This is a genomic window from Curtobacterium sp. PhB142, assembly GCF_004341255.1.
GTDB lineage: Bacteria > Actinomycetota > Actinomycetes > Actinomycetales > Microbacteriaceae > Curtobacterium.
On record NZ_SLUT01000006.1, the window covers coordinates 300,957 to 317,217 of the forward strand.

12 protein-coding genes are annotated in these 16,261 nt (G+C 71.1%); all 12 read left to right on the top strand.

Annotation, left to right across the window (positions count from 1 at the left end; all coding sequences use genetic code 11):
- The first annotated feature begins 37 nt into the window (after window positions 1–37).
- The 12 genes from hisI (at window position 38) to EDF31_RS13935 (ending at window position 16,248) form a co-directional block, all read left to right on the top strand.
- A complete protein-coding gene (gene hisI, locus EDF31_RS13880; protein ID WP_131846516.1) occupies window positions 38–436 on the top strand; it encodes a phosphoribosyl-AMP cyclohydrolase in 399 nt (132 codons plus the stop codon).
- Entirely contained in the window at window positions 433–1,977 is a 1,545-nt protein-coding gene (locus EDF31_RS13885) for an anthranilate synthase component I (RefSeq protein ID WP_131846517.1), read from the top strand. The genes hisI and EDF31_RS13885 overlap by 4 nt, the downstream gene beginning before the upstream one ends.
- Window positions 1,974–2,639 carry a Trp biosynthesis-associated membrane protein gene (locus EDF31_RS13890; protein WP_131846518.1) on the top strand — a complete coding sequence of 222 codons (666 nt, stop codon included), beginning with the start codon at window positions 1,974–1,976 and terminating at the stop codon, window positions 2,637–2,639. The genes EDF31_RS13885 and EDF31_RS13890 overlap by 4 nt, the downstream gene beginning before the upstream one ends.
- Window positions 2,636–2,875 carry an HGxxPAAW family protein gene (locus tag EDF31_RS20035; protein WP_159571188.1) on the top strand — a complete coding sequence of 80 codons (240 nt, stop codon included), beginning with the start codon at window positions 2,636–2,638 and terminating at the stop codon, window positions 2,873–2,875. The genes EDF31_RS13890 and EDF31_RS20035 overlap by 4 nt, the downstream gene beginning before the upstream one ends.
- 16 nt (window positions 2,876–2,891) lie before the next feature.
- Window positions 2,892–3,677: an indole-3-glycerol phosphate synthase TrpC gene (gene trpC / locus EDF31_RS13900; protein WP_123339898.1), complete on the top strand. Its 786-nt coding sequence runs from the start codon at window positions 2,892–2,894 to the stop codon at window positions 3,675–3,677.
- Window positions 3,678–3,741: 64 nt separating this feature from the next.
- Window positions 3,742–4,956 carry a tryptophan synthase subunit beta gene (trpB, locus tag EDF31_RS13905; RefSeq protein WP_131846519.1) on the top strand — a complete coding sequence of 405 codons (1,215 nt, stop codon included), beginning with the start codon at window positions 3,742–3,744 and terminating at the stop codon, window positions 4,954–4,956.
- Complete coding sequence (gene trpA, locus EDF31_RS13910; RefSeq protein ID WP_131846520.1) at window positions 4,953–5,747, top strand: tryptophan synthase subunit alpha; 795 nt, start codon at window positions 4,953–4,955, stop codon at window positions 5,745–5,747. Before trpB ends, trpA begins: the two co-directional genes overlap by 4 nt.
- A gap of 98 nt (window positions 5,748–5,845) precedes the next feature.
- Complete coding sequence (lgt, locus tag EDF31_RS13915) at window positions 5,846–6,844, top strand: prolipoprotein diacylglyceryl transferase (protein ID WP_131846521.1); 999 nt, start codon at window positions 5,846–5,848, stop codon at window positions 6,842–6,844.
- A 202-nt stretch (window positions 6,845–7,046) separates the two neighbouring features.
- Window positions 7,047–11,564, top strand: coding sequence for a glutamate synthase large subunit (gene gltB, locus EDF31_RS13920; RefSeq protein ID WP_131846570.1), 4,518 nt, complete (start codon window positions 7,047–7,049; stop codon window positions 11,562–11,564).
- 53 nt (window positions 11,565–11,617) lie between these two features.
- Window positions 11,618–13,075, top strand: a complete 1,458-nt coding sequence (locus tag EDF31_RS13925) for a glutamate synthase subunit beta (RefSeq protein WP_131846522.1) — start codon at window positions 11,618–11,620, stop codon at window positions 13,073–13,075.
- Between the two features lie 157 nt (window positions 13,076–13,232).
- A complete protein-coding gene (gene pyk / locus EDF31_RS13930; protein WP_123294333.1) occupies window positions 13,233–14,678 on the top strand; it encodes a pyruvate kinase in 1,446 nt (481 codons plus the stop codon).
- Window positions 14,679–15,153: 475 nt separating this feature from the next.
- Window positions 15,154–16,248 (top strand): VIT1/CCC1 transporter family protein, encoded by a 1,095-nt coding sequence (locus tag EDF31_RS13935; protein WP_131846523.1) that lies wholly within the window; start codon window positions 15,154–15,156, stop codon window positions 16,246–16,248.
- Window positions 16,249–16,261: the final 13 nt, after the last annotated feature.

Genomic DNA, 16,261 nt, shown 5'->3' on the forward strand with positions numbered 1-16,261 from the left:
GCCGCCCGCTGATCCGCCGCCGTAGGCTAGGAGTCTCATGACCGACAGCACCAGCACCGACACCGACGCGGTCCTCGACCGCGCACGTTTCGGTGCGGACGGGCTGCTCCCCGCCATCGTGCAAGAGGAGTCGTCGAAGGACGTCCTCATGCTCGGGTACATGGACCGGGAAGCGCTCCGCCGCACCCTCGCCGAGGGGCGCGTGACCTTCTGGTCGCGGTCGCGGAACGAGTACTGGCGGAAGGGCGACACGTCGGGGCACGCGCAGTACGTGCGCGACGCGGCGTTCGACTGCGACGCCGACACGCTGCTCGTCACCGTGCAGCAGGTCGGGGCCGCGTGCCACACCGGGGCGCACCGCTGCTTCGACGTCGATCCGCTCGCGCCCGTGACCGCGTCTGCCCCGGCCGACACGGCAGTGGAGGCGACCCGATGACGACCGCGACGATCTCCGATGCGCCGCACACGACCTCCCGGCCGGAGTTCGACGCCCTGCTGAGCGACCACCGCGTCGTCCCGGTGGTGCGCGCGCTCTACGCCGACAGCGAGACGCCGGTGGGTGTCTACCGGAAGCTCGCCGACGGCCGGCCCGGGTCGTTCCTGCTGGAGTCCGCGGGCCAGGGCGGCCTCTGGTCGCGCTGGTCGTTCGTCGGTGTGCGCAGCTTCGGCGTCCTCACGCAGGAGGGCGACCGTGCCGCCTGGATCGACACCGGCATCGACGCCGAACGTGCGGTCGGCTCACTCGACGGCGAACCGCTCGAGGTCCTGGCACGCCTGCACGAGCGCTGGGCCACCCCGCGGGTGCCCGGCTCCCCGCCGCTCGTCGGCGGGACGGTCGGGTTCATCGGGTGGGAGGCCGTGCGCCAGCTCGAGCACCTGCCGAACGTGCCGCCGGCCGACTTCGCCGTGCCCGGACAGGCACTGTCCTTCGTCTCCGAGCTCGTCGCGCTCGACCACCGCACGGGGCTCGTCCTGCTCGTCGCGAGCGTGCTGAACGACGGCACCGACGACGCCGACACGCTCTGGTCCGACGCGCAGCGCCGCCTGGACCGCCTGCAGGCCGACCTCGTCCAGCCGAGCGTCGCGACCGTCGCCGAGGCCTTCGAGATCGCCGAGCCGACGCCGACGCACCGTTCGACGCCGGACGAGTACATGGCCGCGGTGGAGCGCTCGAAGGAGTTCATCCGCGACGGCGACGTGTTCCAGGTCGTGGTCTCGCAGCGCTTCGACCACGAGGTGACCGCTGACCCGCTCGACGTGTACCGGGTCCTCCGGACGCTGAACCCGAGTCCGTACATGTACTTCCTGGCCCTGGCGGACACCGCCGACGAGCGGTACTGGATCGTCGGTGCCTCGCCCGAGGCGCTGGTGAAGGTGCAGTCCGGACGCGCCATCACGCACCCGATCGCCGGGTCGCGTCCACGTGGTGCGACGCCGGAAGAGGACGTCCGCTTCGGTGACGACCTGCTCGACGACCCGAAGGAACGCGCCGAGCACCTGATGCTCGTTGACCTGGCCCGCAACGACCTGCAGAAGGTCTGCGAGCCCGGCACCGTCGCGGTCACCGAGTTCATGACGGTCGAGCGGTTCAGCCACATCATGCACCTGGTGTCGAGCGTCGAGGGTGCGGTGCGTCCGGGGATGTCCGCCATCGACGTGTTCCGGGCGACGTTCCCGGCAGGCACCCTGTCCGGTGCGCCGAAGCCCCGCGCGCTCGAGATCATCGACGAGCTCGAGCCGGCGAAGCGCGGTGCCTACGCCGGTGTCGTCGGCTACTTCGACTTCGCCGGTGACGCGGACATCGCGATCGCGATCCGCACCGCCCTGATCAAGGACGGCGTGGCACGGGTGCAGGCCGGTGCCGGTCTGGTGGCGGACTCCGACCCGGCCACCGAGCACGAGGAGACCATCAACAAGGCGGCGGCACCCCTGCGGGCCGTCGCCACGGCGAACCGGATGCGCGAGGTGCGCTCGTGAAGCGCTCACGCCCGATCGTCGTCGTCGTCGGACTGCTCGTCGCCGGCATCATCATGCTCGCGTGGACGCAGACCTGGTTCACCGTCGACCTGCACGCCGGTGCCGCCGTCACCTCGACGGTCGACGCCGACGGGGCCGCGGTCGTGCCGCAGTACACCGCCCTGGCGATCGCGAGCCTGGCGCTCTTCCTCGCGATGACGATCGCCGGCCGGGTGCTGCGCATCGTGCTCGCGTGCGTCGAGATCCTGCTCGGACTCGGCGTCGTGGTCAGTGGCATCACCGCCCTCGGCGATCCGGTCGCCGCGGCGAAGGGTGCCGTCGGCGCGGTGGCCGGGGTCAGCGACCTGACCGCCGTGCGCCGCGTCGTGTCCGGCGTCGACGTGTCGATCTGGCCGGCCGTCGGCATCGCCGGTGGGGTCCTGGCCGTCCTGCTCGGTGTCGTCGTCATCGTGGTGCAGCGTGCGTGGCCCGGTCCGAGCCGCAAGTACGGCGCGGCGACCGCCGGAGCCGCCGCCGACGCCCGCGCCGCAGCCCCGGTCGTGCGCGACGCCGTCGTGGACTGGGACGACCTCAGTGCTGGGGTCGACCCGACCGACGGCACGGTAGGATCGGATGGGCGTCGGTCGACCGACGACGCCGGAGCAGAACGAGGAGCACCGTGAGCAACACTGAGCCCGCAGAACTCGGCGAAGGCCACTCGCCGGCCGCCTGGACCGCCGTCGTGATCATGCTGATCGGATTCGCGGCAGGCACGCTGTTCTTCTGGTTCGACCAGCCGTGGGGCGTCTGGGTCTCCGCTGCCGTCGTCGTCATCGGTCTGGTCATCGGCGCGGTCATGGCGAAGGCCGGCTACGGCGTGAACGGCCCGAAGTACGTCGCCAAGCACCACGCCGAGTAGGACTCGCATGCCGAACGTGCTCGAGACCCTCGTCGCGGGCGCGCTCGAGGACGCCGCCGCCCGTCGTGTCGACCGCCCGTACTCGGACGTCGAACGCGACCTCGACCGGGTGGCGTCGCCGCTCGACGCCCTCGCGTTCCTCGCCCCGGGCGACCGGGTGAAGATCCTCGCCGAGGTCAAGCGCGCCAGCCCGTCCCGTGGCTCGATGGCCCCCATCGAGGACCCGGCCGCCCTCGCGGCCGACTACGAGCGCGGTGGCGCCTCGACGATCAGCGTCCTGACCGAGGGGCGCAAGTTCCTCGGCAGTCTCGCCGACCTCGAAGCCGTCAAGGCCCGCGTGGGCATCCCCGTGCTGCGCAAGGACTTCATCGCCGACCCGTACCAGGTCGTCGAGGCCCGGGCCGCCGGAGCCGACGTCGTGCTGCTCATCGTCGCCGCGCTCGAGCAGCAGCAGCTGGTCGAGCTCCACACGCTGGCCGAAGAGCTCGGCATGCGCGTGCTGGTCGAGGCGCACTCCGCCGACGAGGTCTCCCGTGGCCTCGACGCCGGTGCGCGGATCCTCGGCGTCAACGCGCGCGACCTCACCGACTTCTCGCTCGACCGCGACCTCTTCGGGTCGCTCGCCGACCGCATCCCCGACGGGGTCGTGCGCGTCGCCGAGTCCGCGGTCGCCGGTCCCGCCGACGTCGCCCACTACCGCGCAGCGGGTGCCGACGTCGTCCTGGTCGGGGAAGCCCTCGTCACGGGCGCCGACCCCGCCGCCACCCTCGCGTCGTTCATCGAGGCCGCCGACCGCGGCTGAACGTTCCACCCGTCCGACCACCGGCACCGCCGGTCGTGTCGGACACGTCCCGGGAAGACCCATCGTGACCTCACTCCGCGACCTGCACGGCCCGTACTTCGGTGACTTCGGCGGACGCTTCGTCCCCGAGTCGCTCGTCCTCGCGCTCGACGAGCTCGAGGCCGCCTTCCGCACGGCCTGGGCGGACCCGGCCTTCCGCGCCGAGCTCGACGAGCTCCAGCGCGACTACACCGGTCGTCCGTCGATCATCACCGAGGTGCCGCGGTTCGCGAAGCACGCCGGTGGTGCCCGCGTGATCCTGAAGCGCGAGGACCTGAACCACACCGGGTCGCACAAGATCAACAACGTGCTCGGTCAGGCGCTCGTGGCCCGTCGGCTCGGGAAGACCCGCCTCATCGCGGAGACCGGTGCCGGCCAGCACGGCGTGGCCACGGCGACCGCGGCGGCGCTGTTCGGCATGGACTGCGTCGTGTACATGGGCGCCGTCGACACCGAGCGGCAGGCGCTCAACGTCGCCCGGATGCGCCTGCTCGGCGCCGAGGTGATCCCGGTCGAGACCGGGTCGCGCACGCTGAAGGACGCCATCAACGAGGCACTCCGCGACTGGGTGGCGAACGTGGACTCGACCCACTACCTGCTCGGCACGGTCGCCGGCCCGCACCCGTTCCCCGAGATGGTGCGCGAGTTCCACAAGGTGATCGGTGAAGAGGCCCGGCAGCAGGTCCTCGACCGCGTCGGGCGTCTCCCCGACGCCGTCGCCGCGTGCGTCGGTGGCGGCTCGAACGCGATGGGGATCTTCGAGGCGTTCCTCGACGACGAGTCCGTCGCGCTGCACGGCTTCGAGGCCGGTGGCGACGGCGTGGAGACCGGTCGGCACGCCGCGAGCATCACGCTCGGTCGCGAAGGCGTCCTGCAGGGCGCGAAGTCCTACCTCATGCAGGACGAGGACGGCCAGACCATCGAGAGCCACAGCATCTCCGCCGGGCTCGACTACCCGAGCGTCGGGCCGGAGCACGCGTACCTGGCGTCGATCGGTCGCGCGCAGTACGCGCCGATCACCGACACCGAGGCGATGGAGGCGTTCCGGCTGCTCAGCCAGACCGAGGGCATCATCCCGGCGATCGAGTCGTCGCACGCGCTCGCGGGTGCGATGAAGCTCGGCAAGGAGCTCGGCCCCGAGGGCGTCGTGCTCGTGAACCTGTCCGGCCGTGGCGACAAGGACGTGGCATCCGCCAGTCGCTACTTCGGCATCCTCGACGAGAACGCGGTGCAGCTGTGACCACGAACCAGACCGTCGCCACGACGATCGACACCGCCAACGCCGAGCGTGCCGGGGCCGTCGTCGGCTACCTGCCCGCCGGTTACCCCGACGTGCAGACCAGCGTCGACGCTGCCGTCGCCCTCGCCGAGAACGGCGTGGACGTCATCGAGCTCGGCCTGCCGTACTCCGACCCCGTCATGGACGGCCCGGTCATCCAGCGTGCGGCCGAGGAGAGCCTGGCGAACGGCTTCCAGGTCGCGCAGGTCTTCGACGCCGTGAACCAGATCACCGAGCGCGCCGACGTGCCGGTGCTCGTGATGACGTACTGGAACCCGGTCCTCCGCTACGGCGTGGACCGCTTCGCCGACGACCTCGTCGCCGCCGGTGCCGCCGGGCTCATCACGCCCGACCTGATCCCGGACGAAGCCGCCGAGTGGATGGCCTCGTCGGAGCGGACCGGCCTGGACCGCGTGTTCCTCGCGGCACCGTCCTCGTCCGACTCCCGGATGCAGCAGGCGGTGCAGGCGAGCCGCGGGTTCGTCTACGCCGTCTCGACGATGGGCGTCACCGGAGCACGGGCAGGCGTCGACGTCGCTGCACGCACGGTGGTGTCGCGGCTCCGTGACGCCGGCGTCGCGCGCACCTGCGTGGGCCTCGGCATCTCGACGGCCGAGCAGGTCGCCGAGGTCCTGGAGTACGCCGACGGCGCGATCGTCGGCTCGGCGTTCGTCCGCGCACTGGCCGACCTCGGGGTGCAGGGGGTCGCCGACCGCGCGGCCGACCTCACCACCGGCGCCCGCCGCTCCTAGTCCAGTTCCTGGCGGGCCCACGGTCCGCGCTACAGTGAGCGGGGCCGACGACACGTCGACACCGCGCCCCGTCAGTTCCGAAAGGCGACCGTTCCTCCATGCCCCTCCTGAGCATCCCGAGCCCGAGCACCGCCTGGCAGTACTTCGACCTGACCGCCTGGCTGCGCGACGTGTTCGGTTGGTCGCTGCCGCTCGACTTCCGCATCCACGCGTACGCGATCTGCATCCTGCTCGGGATCGTCGCCGCGGTCCTGCTCGCGAACCGCCGCCTCAACGCGCGCGGCGTCGAGCGCTGGATCATCATCGACATCGCGATCTGGGCGGTGCCCGCCGGCATCATCGGCGGCCGGCTCTTCCACGTGTTCACGCACGTGTCCGACTACTTCGGCCCCGGCATCGACCCGCTGTCCTTCCTGTACATCTGGGAGGGCGGGCTCGCCATCTTCGGCGCCCTGATCCTCGGGTCCGTCGGTGCCTGGATCGGCTGCCGCCAGGTCGGCCTGCGGTTCACGTCGTTCATCGACGCCGTCGTACCCGGGGTGCTGCTCGCGCAGGCGTTCGGTCGGCTCGGCAACTACTTCAACCACGAGCTCTTCGGCATGCCGACCAGCCTGCCGTGGGGCCTGCAGATCGAGTCGACGAACGCCGCGTTCCCGAAGGGCCTGCCCGAGGGCACGCTGTTCCACCCGACGTTCCTCTACGAGATCATCTGGAACGTCCTGGGCGTCGTCGTCATCCTGCTGCTCGACCGCAAGTTCACGCTCCAGTGGGGCAAGGTCCTCGCCCTGTACCTGATCTGGTACGGCGTCGGCCGGTCCTTCCTCGAGTCGATCCGCGTCGACACCAGCGAGACCTTCGCGGGCATCCGCACCAACGTCTGGATGTCGTTCGCGGCCATCCTGCTCGGGATCGTCATCTTCATCGTGCAGAGCCGTCGGCACACCGGCAAGGAGCCGAGCCCGTACCTGCCCGGTCGCGAGCCGCGTCCGAAGTCCGATGTAGACTCCGACGACACCTTCTCGGAGCACGAGGACGACGACGAACGCCTCGTCGCCCAGGGCTCCGGAGCGGTCACGACTCCCACTGACCGCGCCTAGGAGCACTCCTCCCCGCCACAAGCGGGGCACGGGCACCAGTCCCGCCCGTCTGGGCGGAACGCACCACCGGGCCACCGCTGTCCCTGTTCCACTTCCTCGTGAGGACGGTTCCCCCATGGCGCTCCAGCCACTCCAGCCCTCGGCACCGAAGTCCCTCGTGCCGCCGCGCCGGCGGTTCTCGGCGGTCCCCGACGCCACCGGCATGTACGACCCGGCGAACGAGAAGGACGCCTGCGGTCTCGCGATGGTCGCGACGCTGCGCGGGACGCCCGGCCACGACATCGTCGACGCTGCACTCGGCGCCCTCCGCAACCTCGAGCACCGCGGTGCCGTCGGTTCGGACGCCGGCACGGGCGACGGCGCGGGCATCCTGTGCCAGGTGCCGGACGAGTTCCTGCGCGCCGTGGTGCCGTTCGACCTGCCGGCGGCGGGGGAGTACGCGGTCGGCACGGCCTACCTGCCGACCGACGAGGGCGACCGGCACGCCGTCAAGGGCGCCGTCGAACGACTGGCGCGCGAAGAGGGCCTCAAGGTCCTCGGCTGGCGCGAGGTCCCGGTGCGCCCCGAGGTGCTCGGCACCCTGGCGCGCGCGGCCATGCCGGCGTTCGAGCAGCTGTTCGTCGCCTCGGTGCGCCACGACGTGCACGGCGCCTCGTGGAGCGGCATCGCGCTGGACCGCCAGACCTACCGGCTGCGCAAGCGCGCCGAGCACGCGAACGACCTGTACTTCATGTCGCTGTCGAGCCGCACCATGGTCTACAAGGGCATGGTCACGACGCTGCAGCTCGAGCCGTTCTACCCGGACCTCAGCGACGAGCGCTTCGCGTCGAAGCTCGCGATCGTGCACTCGCGCTACTCGACCAACACGTTCCCGTCGTGGCCGCTCGCGCAGCCCTTCCGGACGATCGCGCACAACGGTGAGATCAACACGGTGCGCGGCAACCGCAACTGGATGCGCGCACGCCAGTCGCAGCTCGAGAGCGAACTGATCGGCGACGTCGCGCCGCTGCTGCCGATCGTCAGCCCCGGTGCGAGCGACTCGGCGTCGTTCGACGAGGTGCTCGAGCTCCTGACCCTGACCGGCCGGACGCTGCCGCACGCGGTGTCGATGATGGTGCCGGAGGCCTGGGAGAACCAGGTCGGGATGGACCCGGAGCTGCGGGCCTTCTACGAGTACCACTCGATGCTCATGGAGCCGTGGGACGGTCCGGCCGCCATCACCTTCACCGACGGCTCGCTCGTCGGCGCGACCCTCGACCGCAACGGGCTGCGTCCCGGGCGCTTCCTCGTCACCGACGACGGGCTCATCGTCATGGGGTCCGAGACCGGTGTCATCGACGTGCCCGCCGCGAAGGTCGTCCGCAAGGGCCGTCTGCGCCCCGGCCGGATGTTCCTGGTGGACACCGAGGCCGGCCGCATCATCGAGGACGACGAGGTCAAGCAGGGCCTGGCGTCCTCCGGCCCCTGGGGCGAATGGCTCGACGAGGGCCGCATCAACCTGAACGACCTGCCCGACCGCGAGCACATCGTGCACACCCCGGCATCGGTCACCCGTCGGCAGCGTGCGTTCGGGTACACCGAAGAAGAGGTCCGCATCCTGCTCCGCCCGATGGCGCAGGTGGGCGCGGAGCCGCTCGGTGCGATGGGGTCCGACACCCCGATCGCGGTGCTCTCGCAGCGCCCCCGGCTGCTGTTCGACTACTTCACCCAGCAGTTCGCCCAGGTGACGAACCCGCCGCTCGACTCGATCCGCGAGCAGGTCATCACCTCGATGGGCATGGGCCTCGGTCCGGAGCGCAACCTGCTGTCGGCCGGTCCCGAGCACGCGAAGCAGATCACGCTCGACTTCCCGGTGATCGACAACGACCAGCTCGCCAAGGTGCAGCACTTCGAGACGGAGTCGGGTCGGCACCTGACGGTCACGATCAAGGGCCTGTACCGCGTCGACGCCGGCAAGAAGGCGATGCAGAAGCGCATCGCCGCCGTGTGCGACGAGGTCGACGCCGCGATCGAGTCGGGCAAGCAGTTCATCGTGCTGTCGGACCGCGACGGCAACGCCGAGCAGGCGCCCGTGCCGAGCCTGTTGCTGCTCGCCGCCGTGCACCACCACCTGATCCGCACCGAGCAGCGCATGAAGGTCGGCCTGATCGTCGAGGCCGGCGACGTGCGCGAGGTCCACCACGTGGCGTCCCTCATCGGGTACGGCGCGTCGGCGATCAACCCGTACCTCGCGATGGAGACCTGCGAGAACCTGGTCCGTGCCGGCATGATCACCGGGATCACCCCGGAGCAGGCCGTCAAGAACGTGATCAAGGCGCTCGGCAAGGGCGTCCTGAAGATCATGTCGAAGATGGGCATCTCGACGGTGTCGAGCTACGCCGGCGCCCAGGCGTTCGAAGCCGTGGGGCTCAGCCAGGAGTTCGTCGACAAGTACTTCACCGGCACGTCGTCGATCCTCGGCGGGGTCGACATCGACGTCATCGCGAAGGAGAACGCCGAGCGGCACGCCCAGGCGTACCCGCAGGACGGCGCGGTCCTGTCGCACGAGCGACTGCAGACCGGCGGCGAGTACCAGTGGCGTCGCGAAGGCCCCCCGCACCTGTTCAACCCGGACACCGTCTTCCGGCTGCAGCACGCCACCCGTGCCCGCCGGTACGACATCTTCCGTGAGTACTCGAGTGCCGTGGACGACCAGTCCGAGGAGCTCATGACGCTGCGCGGGCTGTTCCGCTTCAAGCACGGCGTCCGCAAGCCCGTCGCGCTCGACGAGGTCGAGTCGATCGAGTCGATCGTCAAGCGCTTCAACACGGGTGCGATGTCGTACGGCTCCATCTCGAAGGAAGCCCACGAGACGCTCGCGATCGCGATGAACCGCCTCGGTGGCCGCTCGAACACGGGCGAGGGCGGCGAGGACGTCGACCGGCTGCTCGACCCCGAGCGCCGCAGCGCGATCAAGCAGGTCGCCTCCGGGCGGTTCGGCGTGACGAGCATGTACCTCACCCACGCCACCGACATCCAGCTGAAGATGGCGCAGGGTGCGAAGCCCGGCGAGGGCGGCCAGCTGCCCCCGCAGAAGGTGTACCCGTGGGTCGCCCGCACCCGGCACGCCACCGCCGGCGTCGGCCTCATCTCGCCGCCGCCGCACCACGACATCTACTCGATCGAGGACCTCAAGCAGCTGATCTTCGACGTGAAGCGCGCCAACCCGGCCGCACGCGTCCACGTGAAGCTCGTGAGCCAGTCCGGCATCGGCGCGGTCGCGGCCGGCGTGACGAAGGCCCTGGCCGACGTCGTGCTCGTGTCCGGACACGACGGTGGCACGGGTGCGTCCCCGCTCAACTCGCTCAAGCACGCCGGCACCCCGTGGGAGATCGGCCTCGCCGAGACGCAGCAGACGCTCATGCTGAACGGCATGCGCGACCGCGTCGTCGTGCAGGTCGACGGTCAGATGAAGACCGGGCGCGACGTCGTCGTGGCAGCCCTGCTCGGCGCCGAGGAGTACGGCTTCGCCACCGCTCCGCTCGTCGTCGAGGGCTGCATCCTGATGCGCGTGTGCCACCTCGACACGTGTCCGGTGGGGGTCGCGACGCAGAACCCCGAGCTCCGCAAGCGCTTCTCCGGCAAGCCCGAGTTCGTCGTGAACTTCTTCGAGTTCATCGCGCAGGAAGTGCGCGAGCTCCTCGCCGAGCTCGGCTTCCGCACCCTCGACGAGGCGATCGGCCGGTCCGACGCCCTCGACGTCGACCGTGCCCTCGAGCACTGGAAGGCGTCAGGGCTCGACCTCGCACCGGTCCTCGCGGGTTCGCACTTCGAGGACGCCGAGCCCCGTCGCCACCAGCGCGAGCAGGACCACGAGCTCGAGCAGCACTTCGACGTGGGGCTGATCCAGCAGACCGCCGACGTGCTCGACCACGGCGGCTCGATCGCGCTCGACCTGCCCATCCGCAACACCGAACGCGCGGTCGGCACGATGCTCGGCCACGAGGTCACCAAACGGCACGGCGAGCACGGGCTGCCCAGCGGCTCGATCGACGTCACGCTGCGCGGTTCCGCCGGACAGTCGCTCGGCGCGTTCATGCCCGCCGGCATCACCCTGCGCCTCATCGGCGACAGCAACGACTACGTCGGCAAGGGCCTGTCCGGTGGCGAGATCATCGTGCGGCCGGACGCCGGTTCGGGCTTCGACCCGGCGGAGAACGTCATCGCCGGCAACGTGATCGGCTACGGAGCGACCCAGGGCAGCATGTTCATCCGCGGCATCGTAGGCGAGCGCTTCCTGGTGCGCAACTCGGGGGCGACCGCGGTGGTCGAGGGCGTGGGCGACCACGCGCTCGAGTACATGACGGGCGGGCTCGCGCTCATCCTGGGCGAGACCGGTCGGAACCTCGGGGCCGGCATGTCGGGCGGCACCGCGTACGTCCGTGGTCTGCGCGAGGAGCACGTCAACACCGACGCCCTCGCGACCGGTGAACTCCGACTCGAGGCGCTCGACAGCGCCGACGTCGAGATCGTCACCGACCTGCTCACCCGGCACGCCGAGGAGACCGGTTCGACGCTCGCGTCCGACCTGCTCGAGTCCGGCGACCTGAGCGACTTCGTCAAGGTGCTGCCGCGTGACTACGCGGCGGTGCTCGAGACCCGTCAGCGCGCCGTCGACGAGGGGCTCGACCCCGACGGCGACGTCGTGTGGAACCGAATCATGGAGGTGACCGGTGGCTGAGCGTCACGCACGTGTGGAACCGGCAGCGCCCGACACGACCCCGGAGGTGACCGGTGGCTGACCCCAAGGGATTCCTCAAGGTCCAGGAACGCGAACTGCCGGCACGGCGCCCCGTGCCCGTCCGGCTCATGGACTGGAAAGAGGTCTACGAGCAGCAGGAGTCGGGTGCCCTCAAGCGCCAGGCCGGCCGCTGCATGGACTGCGGCGTGCCGTTCTGCCACCAGGGCTGCCCCCTCGGCAACCTGATCCCGGAGTGGAACGACCTGACCTGGCGCGGTGAAGGCCGTCAGGCGATCGAGCGACTGCACGCGACGAACAACTTCCCGGAGTTCACGGGCCGGCTGTGCCCCGCTCCGTGCGAGTCCTCGTGCGTGCTCGGCATCAACCAGCCGCCCGTGACGATCAAGCAGGTCGAGGTCTCGATCATCGACGAGGCGTTCCAGAACGGCTGGGTCACCCCGCACCCGCCGGAGCGTCTGACGGGCAAGACCGTCGCCGTCGTGGGTTCCGGCCCCGCCGGGCTGGCCGCCGCGCAGCAGCTCACGCGCGCCGGGCACACCGTCGCCGTCTACGAGCGCGACGACCGCATCGGTGGGCTGCTCCGCTACGGGATCCCGGACTTCAAGATGGAGAAGCGCCAGATCGACGCGCGCCTGTCCCAGATGCAGGCCGAGGGCACCCGCTTCCGTGCGGGCGTCGAGATCGGCCGCGACATCACCTGGGACGACCTGAAGTCGCGCTACGACGCGGTCGTCGTCGCGACCGGCGCCACGGTGCCGCGCGACCTGCCGATCCCGGGGCGCGACCTCGAGGGCGTGCACTTCGCGATGGACTACCTGGTCCAGCAGAACAAGGCGAACGCCGGCACCCGGGTCGACAACCAGCTGACCGCCGAGGGCAAGCACGTCGTCGTGATCGGCGGCGGTGACACCGGTGCGGACTGCATCGGCACCGCGCACCGGCAGGGCGCCCTGAGCGTGACGAACCTGGCGATCGGCAAGCAGCCGCCGCTGGAGCGTCCGTCCGAGCAGCCGTGGCCGATGTTCCCGACCGTCTTCGAGGTCACGAGCGCCCACGAAGAGGGCGGCGAGCGGCACTTCCTCGCCTCGACCGTCGAGTTCCTGGCGAACGAGGCCGGCGAGGTCCGGGCGCTCCGGGTCGCCGAGACCGAGTACCTCGACGGTCGTCGCGTGCCGAAGGCCGGCTCCGAGCGTGAGATCCCCGCAGACCTCGTGCTCGTCGCGATGGGCTTCACCGGTCCGGAATCCGACACGATCGAGCCGCAGCTCGGTCTGCCGACGACGGTGTCCGGTGCGCTCGACCGCCGCGCCGACTACACGACGAACGAGGCGGGCGTGTTCGTCGCCGGTGACGCCGGCCGCGGGCAGTCCCTGATCGTCTGGGCGATCGCCGAGGGCCGCGCCGCGGCGGCGAAGGTCGACGAGTACCTCGAGGGCTCGACGATCCTGCCGGCGCCGGTGAAGGCGACCGACCGCGCGATGTCGGTCTGAGATGACGGATCGCCGCATGACCAACCACCACCAGATGCTCACCCCCCGGTGAGCGAGGGGCCACCAGCACTCGATAAGGTGCTGGTGGCCTCGCTTCGTTCCGCGCGGCCCCACAGCGCGGAAACCAGAGCATCATCCACCACCACGAAGGAATCCATTGAGACGCGCAAAGATCGTTTCGACGCTCGGACCGGCAACGTCGGACTACGAGACCGTCAAGGAGATCATCGAAGCGGGCGTCGACGTCGCCCGACTCAACCTCAGCCACGGTGACTACAGCGTCCACGAGGCCAACTACGTGAACGTCCGTCGCGCTGCCGAGGAGCTCGGCAAGCCGGTCGCGATCCTCGTCGACCTGCAGGGTCCGAAGATCCGTCTGGCCAAGTTCGCCGACGGCCCGCACGACCTGGCGGTCGGCGACGTGTTCACGATCACGACCGAGGACGTCCCCGGCTCCAAGGAGATCTGCGGCACGACGTTCAAGGGCCTGCCCCAGGACGTCAAGCCCGGCGACCCGCTGCTCATCGACGACGGTCGGGTCCGCCTGCGCGTGCTCGACACCGACGGCGTCCGTGTCCGCACCGAGGTCGTCGTCGGCGGCACCGTGTCGAACAACAAGGGCATCAACCTGCCCGGCGTCGCCGTCAACGTCCCGGCGCTGAGCGAGAAGGACGAGGCCGACCTCCGCTGGGGCATCCGCCAGGGCGCCGACCTCATCGCGCTCTCGTTCGTCCGCAACGCCTCGGACGTCGTCCGCGCGCACGAGATCATGGACGAAGAGGGCAAGCGCCTCCCCGTCATCGCGAAGATCGAGAAGCCGCAGGCCGTCGACGCGCTCGAGGAGATCATCGACGCCTTCGACAGCATCATGGTCGCCCGCGGTGACCTCGGCGTCGAGCTCCCGCTCGAGGCCGTCCCGATCGTGCAGAAGCGGGCCGTCGAGCTCGCCCGCCGCATGGCGAAGCCGGTCATCGTCGCGACCCAGATGCTCGAGTCGATGATCTCGTCGCCGATCCCGACCCGCGCCGAGACCTCCGACGTCGCGAACGCCGTCCTCGACGGTGCGGACGCGGTCATGCTCTCGGGCGAGACCAGCGTCGGCGAGTACCCGGTGCAGACCGTCCGCACGATGGCCCGCATCGTCGAGTCGACCGAGGACCACGGCCTTGAGCGCATCGCGCCGCTCGGCACCAAGCCGCGCACCCTCGGCGGGGCGATCACCCTCGCCGCGGTCGAGATCGCGGAGTTCACCGAGGCCTCGTACCTCTGCGTGTTCACCGAGTCCGGCGACTCGGCGCGCCGCATGTCGCGTCTGCGCCACGGCCTGCCGATCATCGCCTTCACCCCGAACGAGGCCACGCGTCGCCGCATGGCGCTCACCTGGGGCGTCCGGTCCTTCCTGGTCGAGCGCAAGACCCACACCGACGAGCTCTTCTCGCAGGTGGACGACGTCCTGCTCGAGAACGGCCTGGCCGCCCCCGGCGACCGCGTCATCGTGACGGCCGGTTCGCCTCCCGGGATCGAGGGCTCGACGAACGACCTGCGCGTGCACCGGGTGGGCGACGCCCACGCCGAGGCCGCTCCCGCCTACGTGCGGGACTGATCCGCAGGATCCCGACGCCGACAGGGCGCGGACAGGAGGCCCGGCGCACGAACACGCGTCGCCTCCGGTCCGCGCCCTGCCGCGTTCTGCCCGGACGCCGGACGCCGGACGCTGGACGCGCCGCGGCTGCGCCCCGCCGTGGTCGTCGCGCCCCCGCACACCGGGGCGCGACGGCGTCTGCGGGGCGCGACAGCCCGGCCCGACACCGACGCCCGTCGCGTCCCATCCGGGCGCGGACGGAAGGCACGGGGCACGTGGTGCGCGCAGCCTCCGGTCCGCGCCCTGTCGCGTCCCGCCGCCAACGTACCCGTGGTGCGCCCCGCCGTGGTCGTCGCGCCCCCACACATCGGGGCGCGACGGCGTCCGCGGGGCGCGGACAGGAGGCACGGCGCACGAACACGCGTCGCCTCCGGTCCGCGCCCTGCCGCGTCTCCACGGCCGTGGTGGCGACCACCGGTCGGCCGCAGGCGGCAGGATGGCTGCTGTGAGCCTCCAGACCGAACACCCGACGCCGCGCGCCGACGTCCGCCGCTGGCGCCGCTACCTGGCCGACGAACGCGCCGAGGGCGCCGTGTACCGCAACCTGGCCGCGCGGCGGTCCGGCGAGGAACGCGAGATCCTCGCCGCGCTGGCCGAGGCCGAGGGACGGCACGAGCAGCACTGGCTCGACCTGCTCGGTGACGACGTCGGACGTCCGCAGCGGGGCAGTCTGCGCACCCGGGTCCTCGCGACGCTGGCGAAGCGGTTCGGGTCGGTGTTCGTCCTCGCGTTGATGCAGCGCGCCGAGGACCGCTCGCCGTACGCCGACGACGACGACGCGACCGCGAGCATGGCCGCCGACGAGCGCATCCACGGCGAAGTGGTGCGCGGGCTCGCGAACCGCGGTCGGATGCGGTTGTCGGGCACCTTCCGTGCGGCGGTCTTCGGCGCCAACGACGGACTCGTGTCGAACCTGGCCCTCATCATCGGCATCAGCGCGTCGGGCGCCGACCGGCACTTCGTGCTGCTGAGCGGCATCGCGGGCCTGCTCGCCGGAGCCCTGTCGATGGGTGCGGGGGAGTACGTGTCGGTCCGGTCGCAGCGCGAACTGCTCGAGGCGTCCGCACCGCACCCCGAGGCCGGCCGCGCCGTGGCGGACCTCGACGTCGACGCGAACGAGCTGGCCTTGGTGTACCGCGCCCGCGGGATGGCCGAGGCTGAGGCGACCGAGCACGCAGCGCACGTGCTGTCCGGCATCGGCGAGCGACGCCCGTCGACCGGTCCGGGCACCGTCACCGACGACCACGAGGCGGTGGGCAACGGCCTGAGCGCCGCGGTGTCGAGCTTCCTGTTCTTCGCGTCGGGCGCGATCATCCCGGTGCTGCCGTTCCTGTTCGGCATGCAGGGGTGGGCGGCCATCGCGGTCGCCGGCACGCTCGTCGGACTCGCCCTGCTCGGCACCGGTGCGGTCGTCGGCGTGCTGAGCGGTGCGTCGCCGGGCAAGCGGGCGTTCCGGCAGCTGGCGATCGGGTTCGGCGCCGCGGTCGTGACCTACGCGCTCGGGCTGCTGTTCGGGACGGGCACCGCGTAGCGGCGGACGGGGC

Bases quoted from the DNA above. Each gene is read 5' to 3' on its own strand.
- hisI (WP_131846516.1), top strand. From the start codon at position 38: ATGACCGACAGCACCAGCACCGACACCGACGCGGTCCTCGACCGCGCA.
- EDF31_RS13885 (WP_131846517.1), top strand. From the start codon at position 433: ATGACGACCGCGACGATCTCCGATGCGCCGCACACGACCTCCCGGCCG.
- lgt (WP_131846521.1), top strand. From the start codon at position 5,846: ATGCCCCTCCTGAGCATCCCGAGCCCGAGCACCGCCTGGCAGTACTTC.
- gltB (WP_131846570.1), top strand. From the start codon at position 7,047: ATGTACGACCCGGCGAACGAGAAGGACGCCTGCGGTCTCGCGATGGTC.
- EDF31_RS13935 (WP_131846523.1), top strand. From the start codon at position 15,154: ATGGCTGCTGTGAGCCTCCAGACCGAACACCCGACGCCGCGCGCCGAC.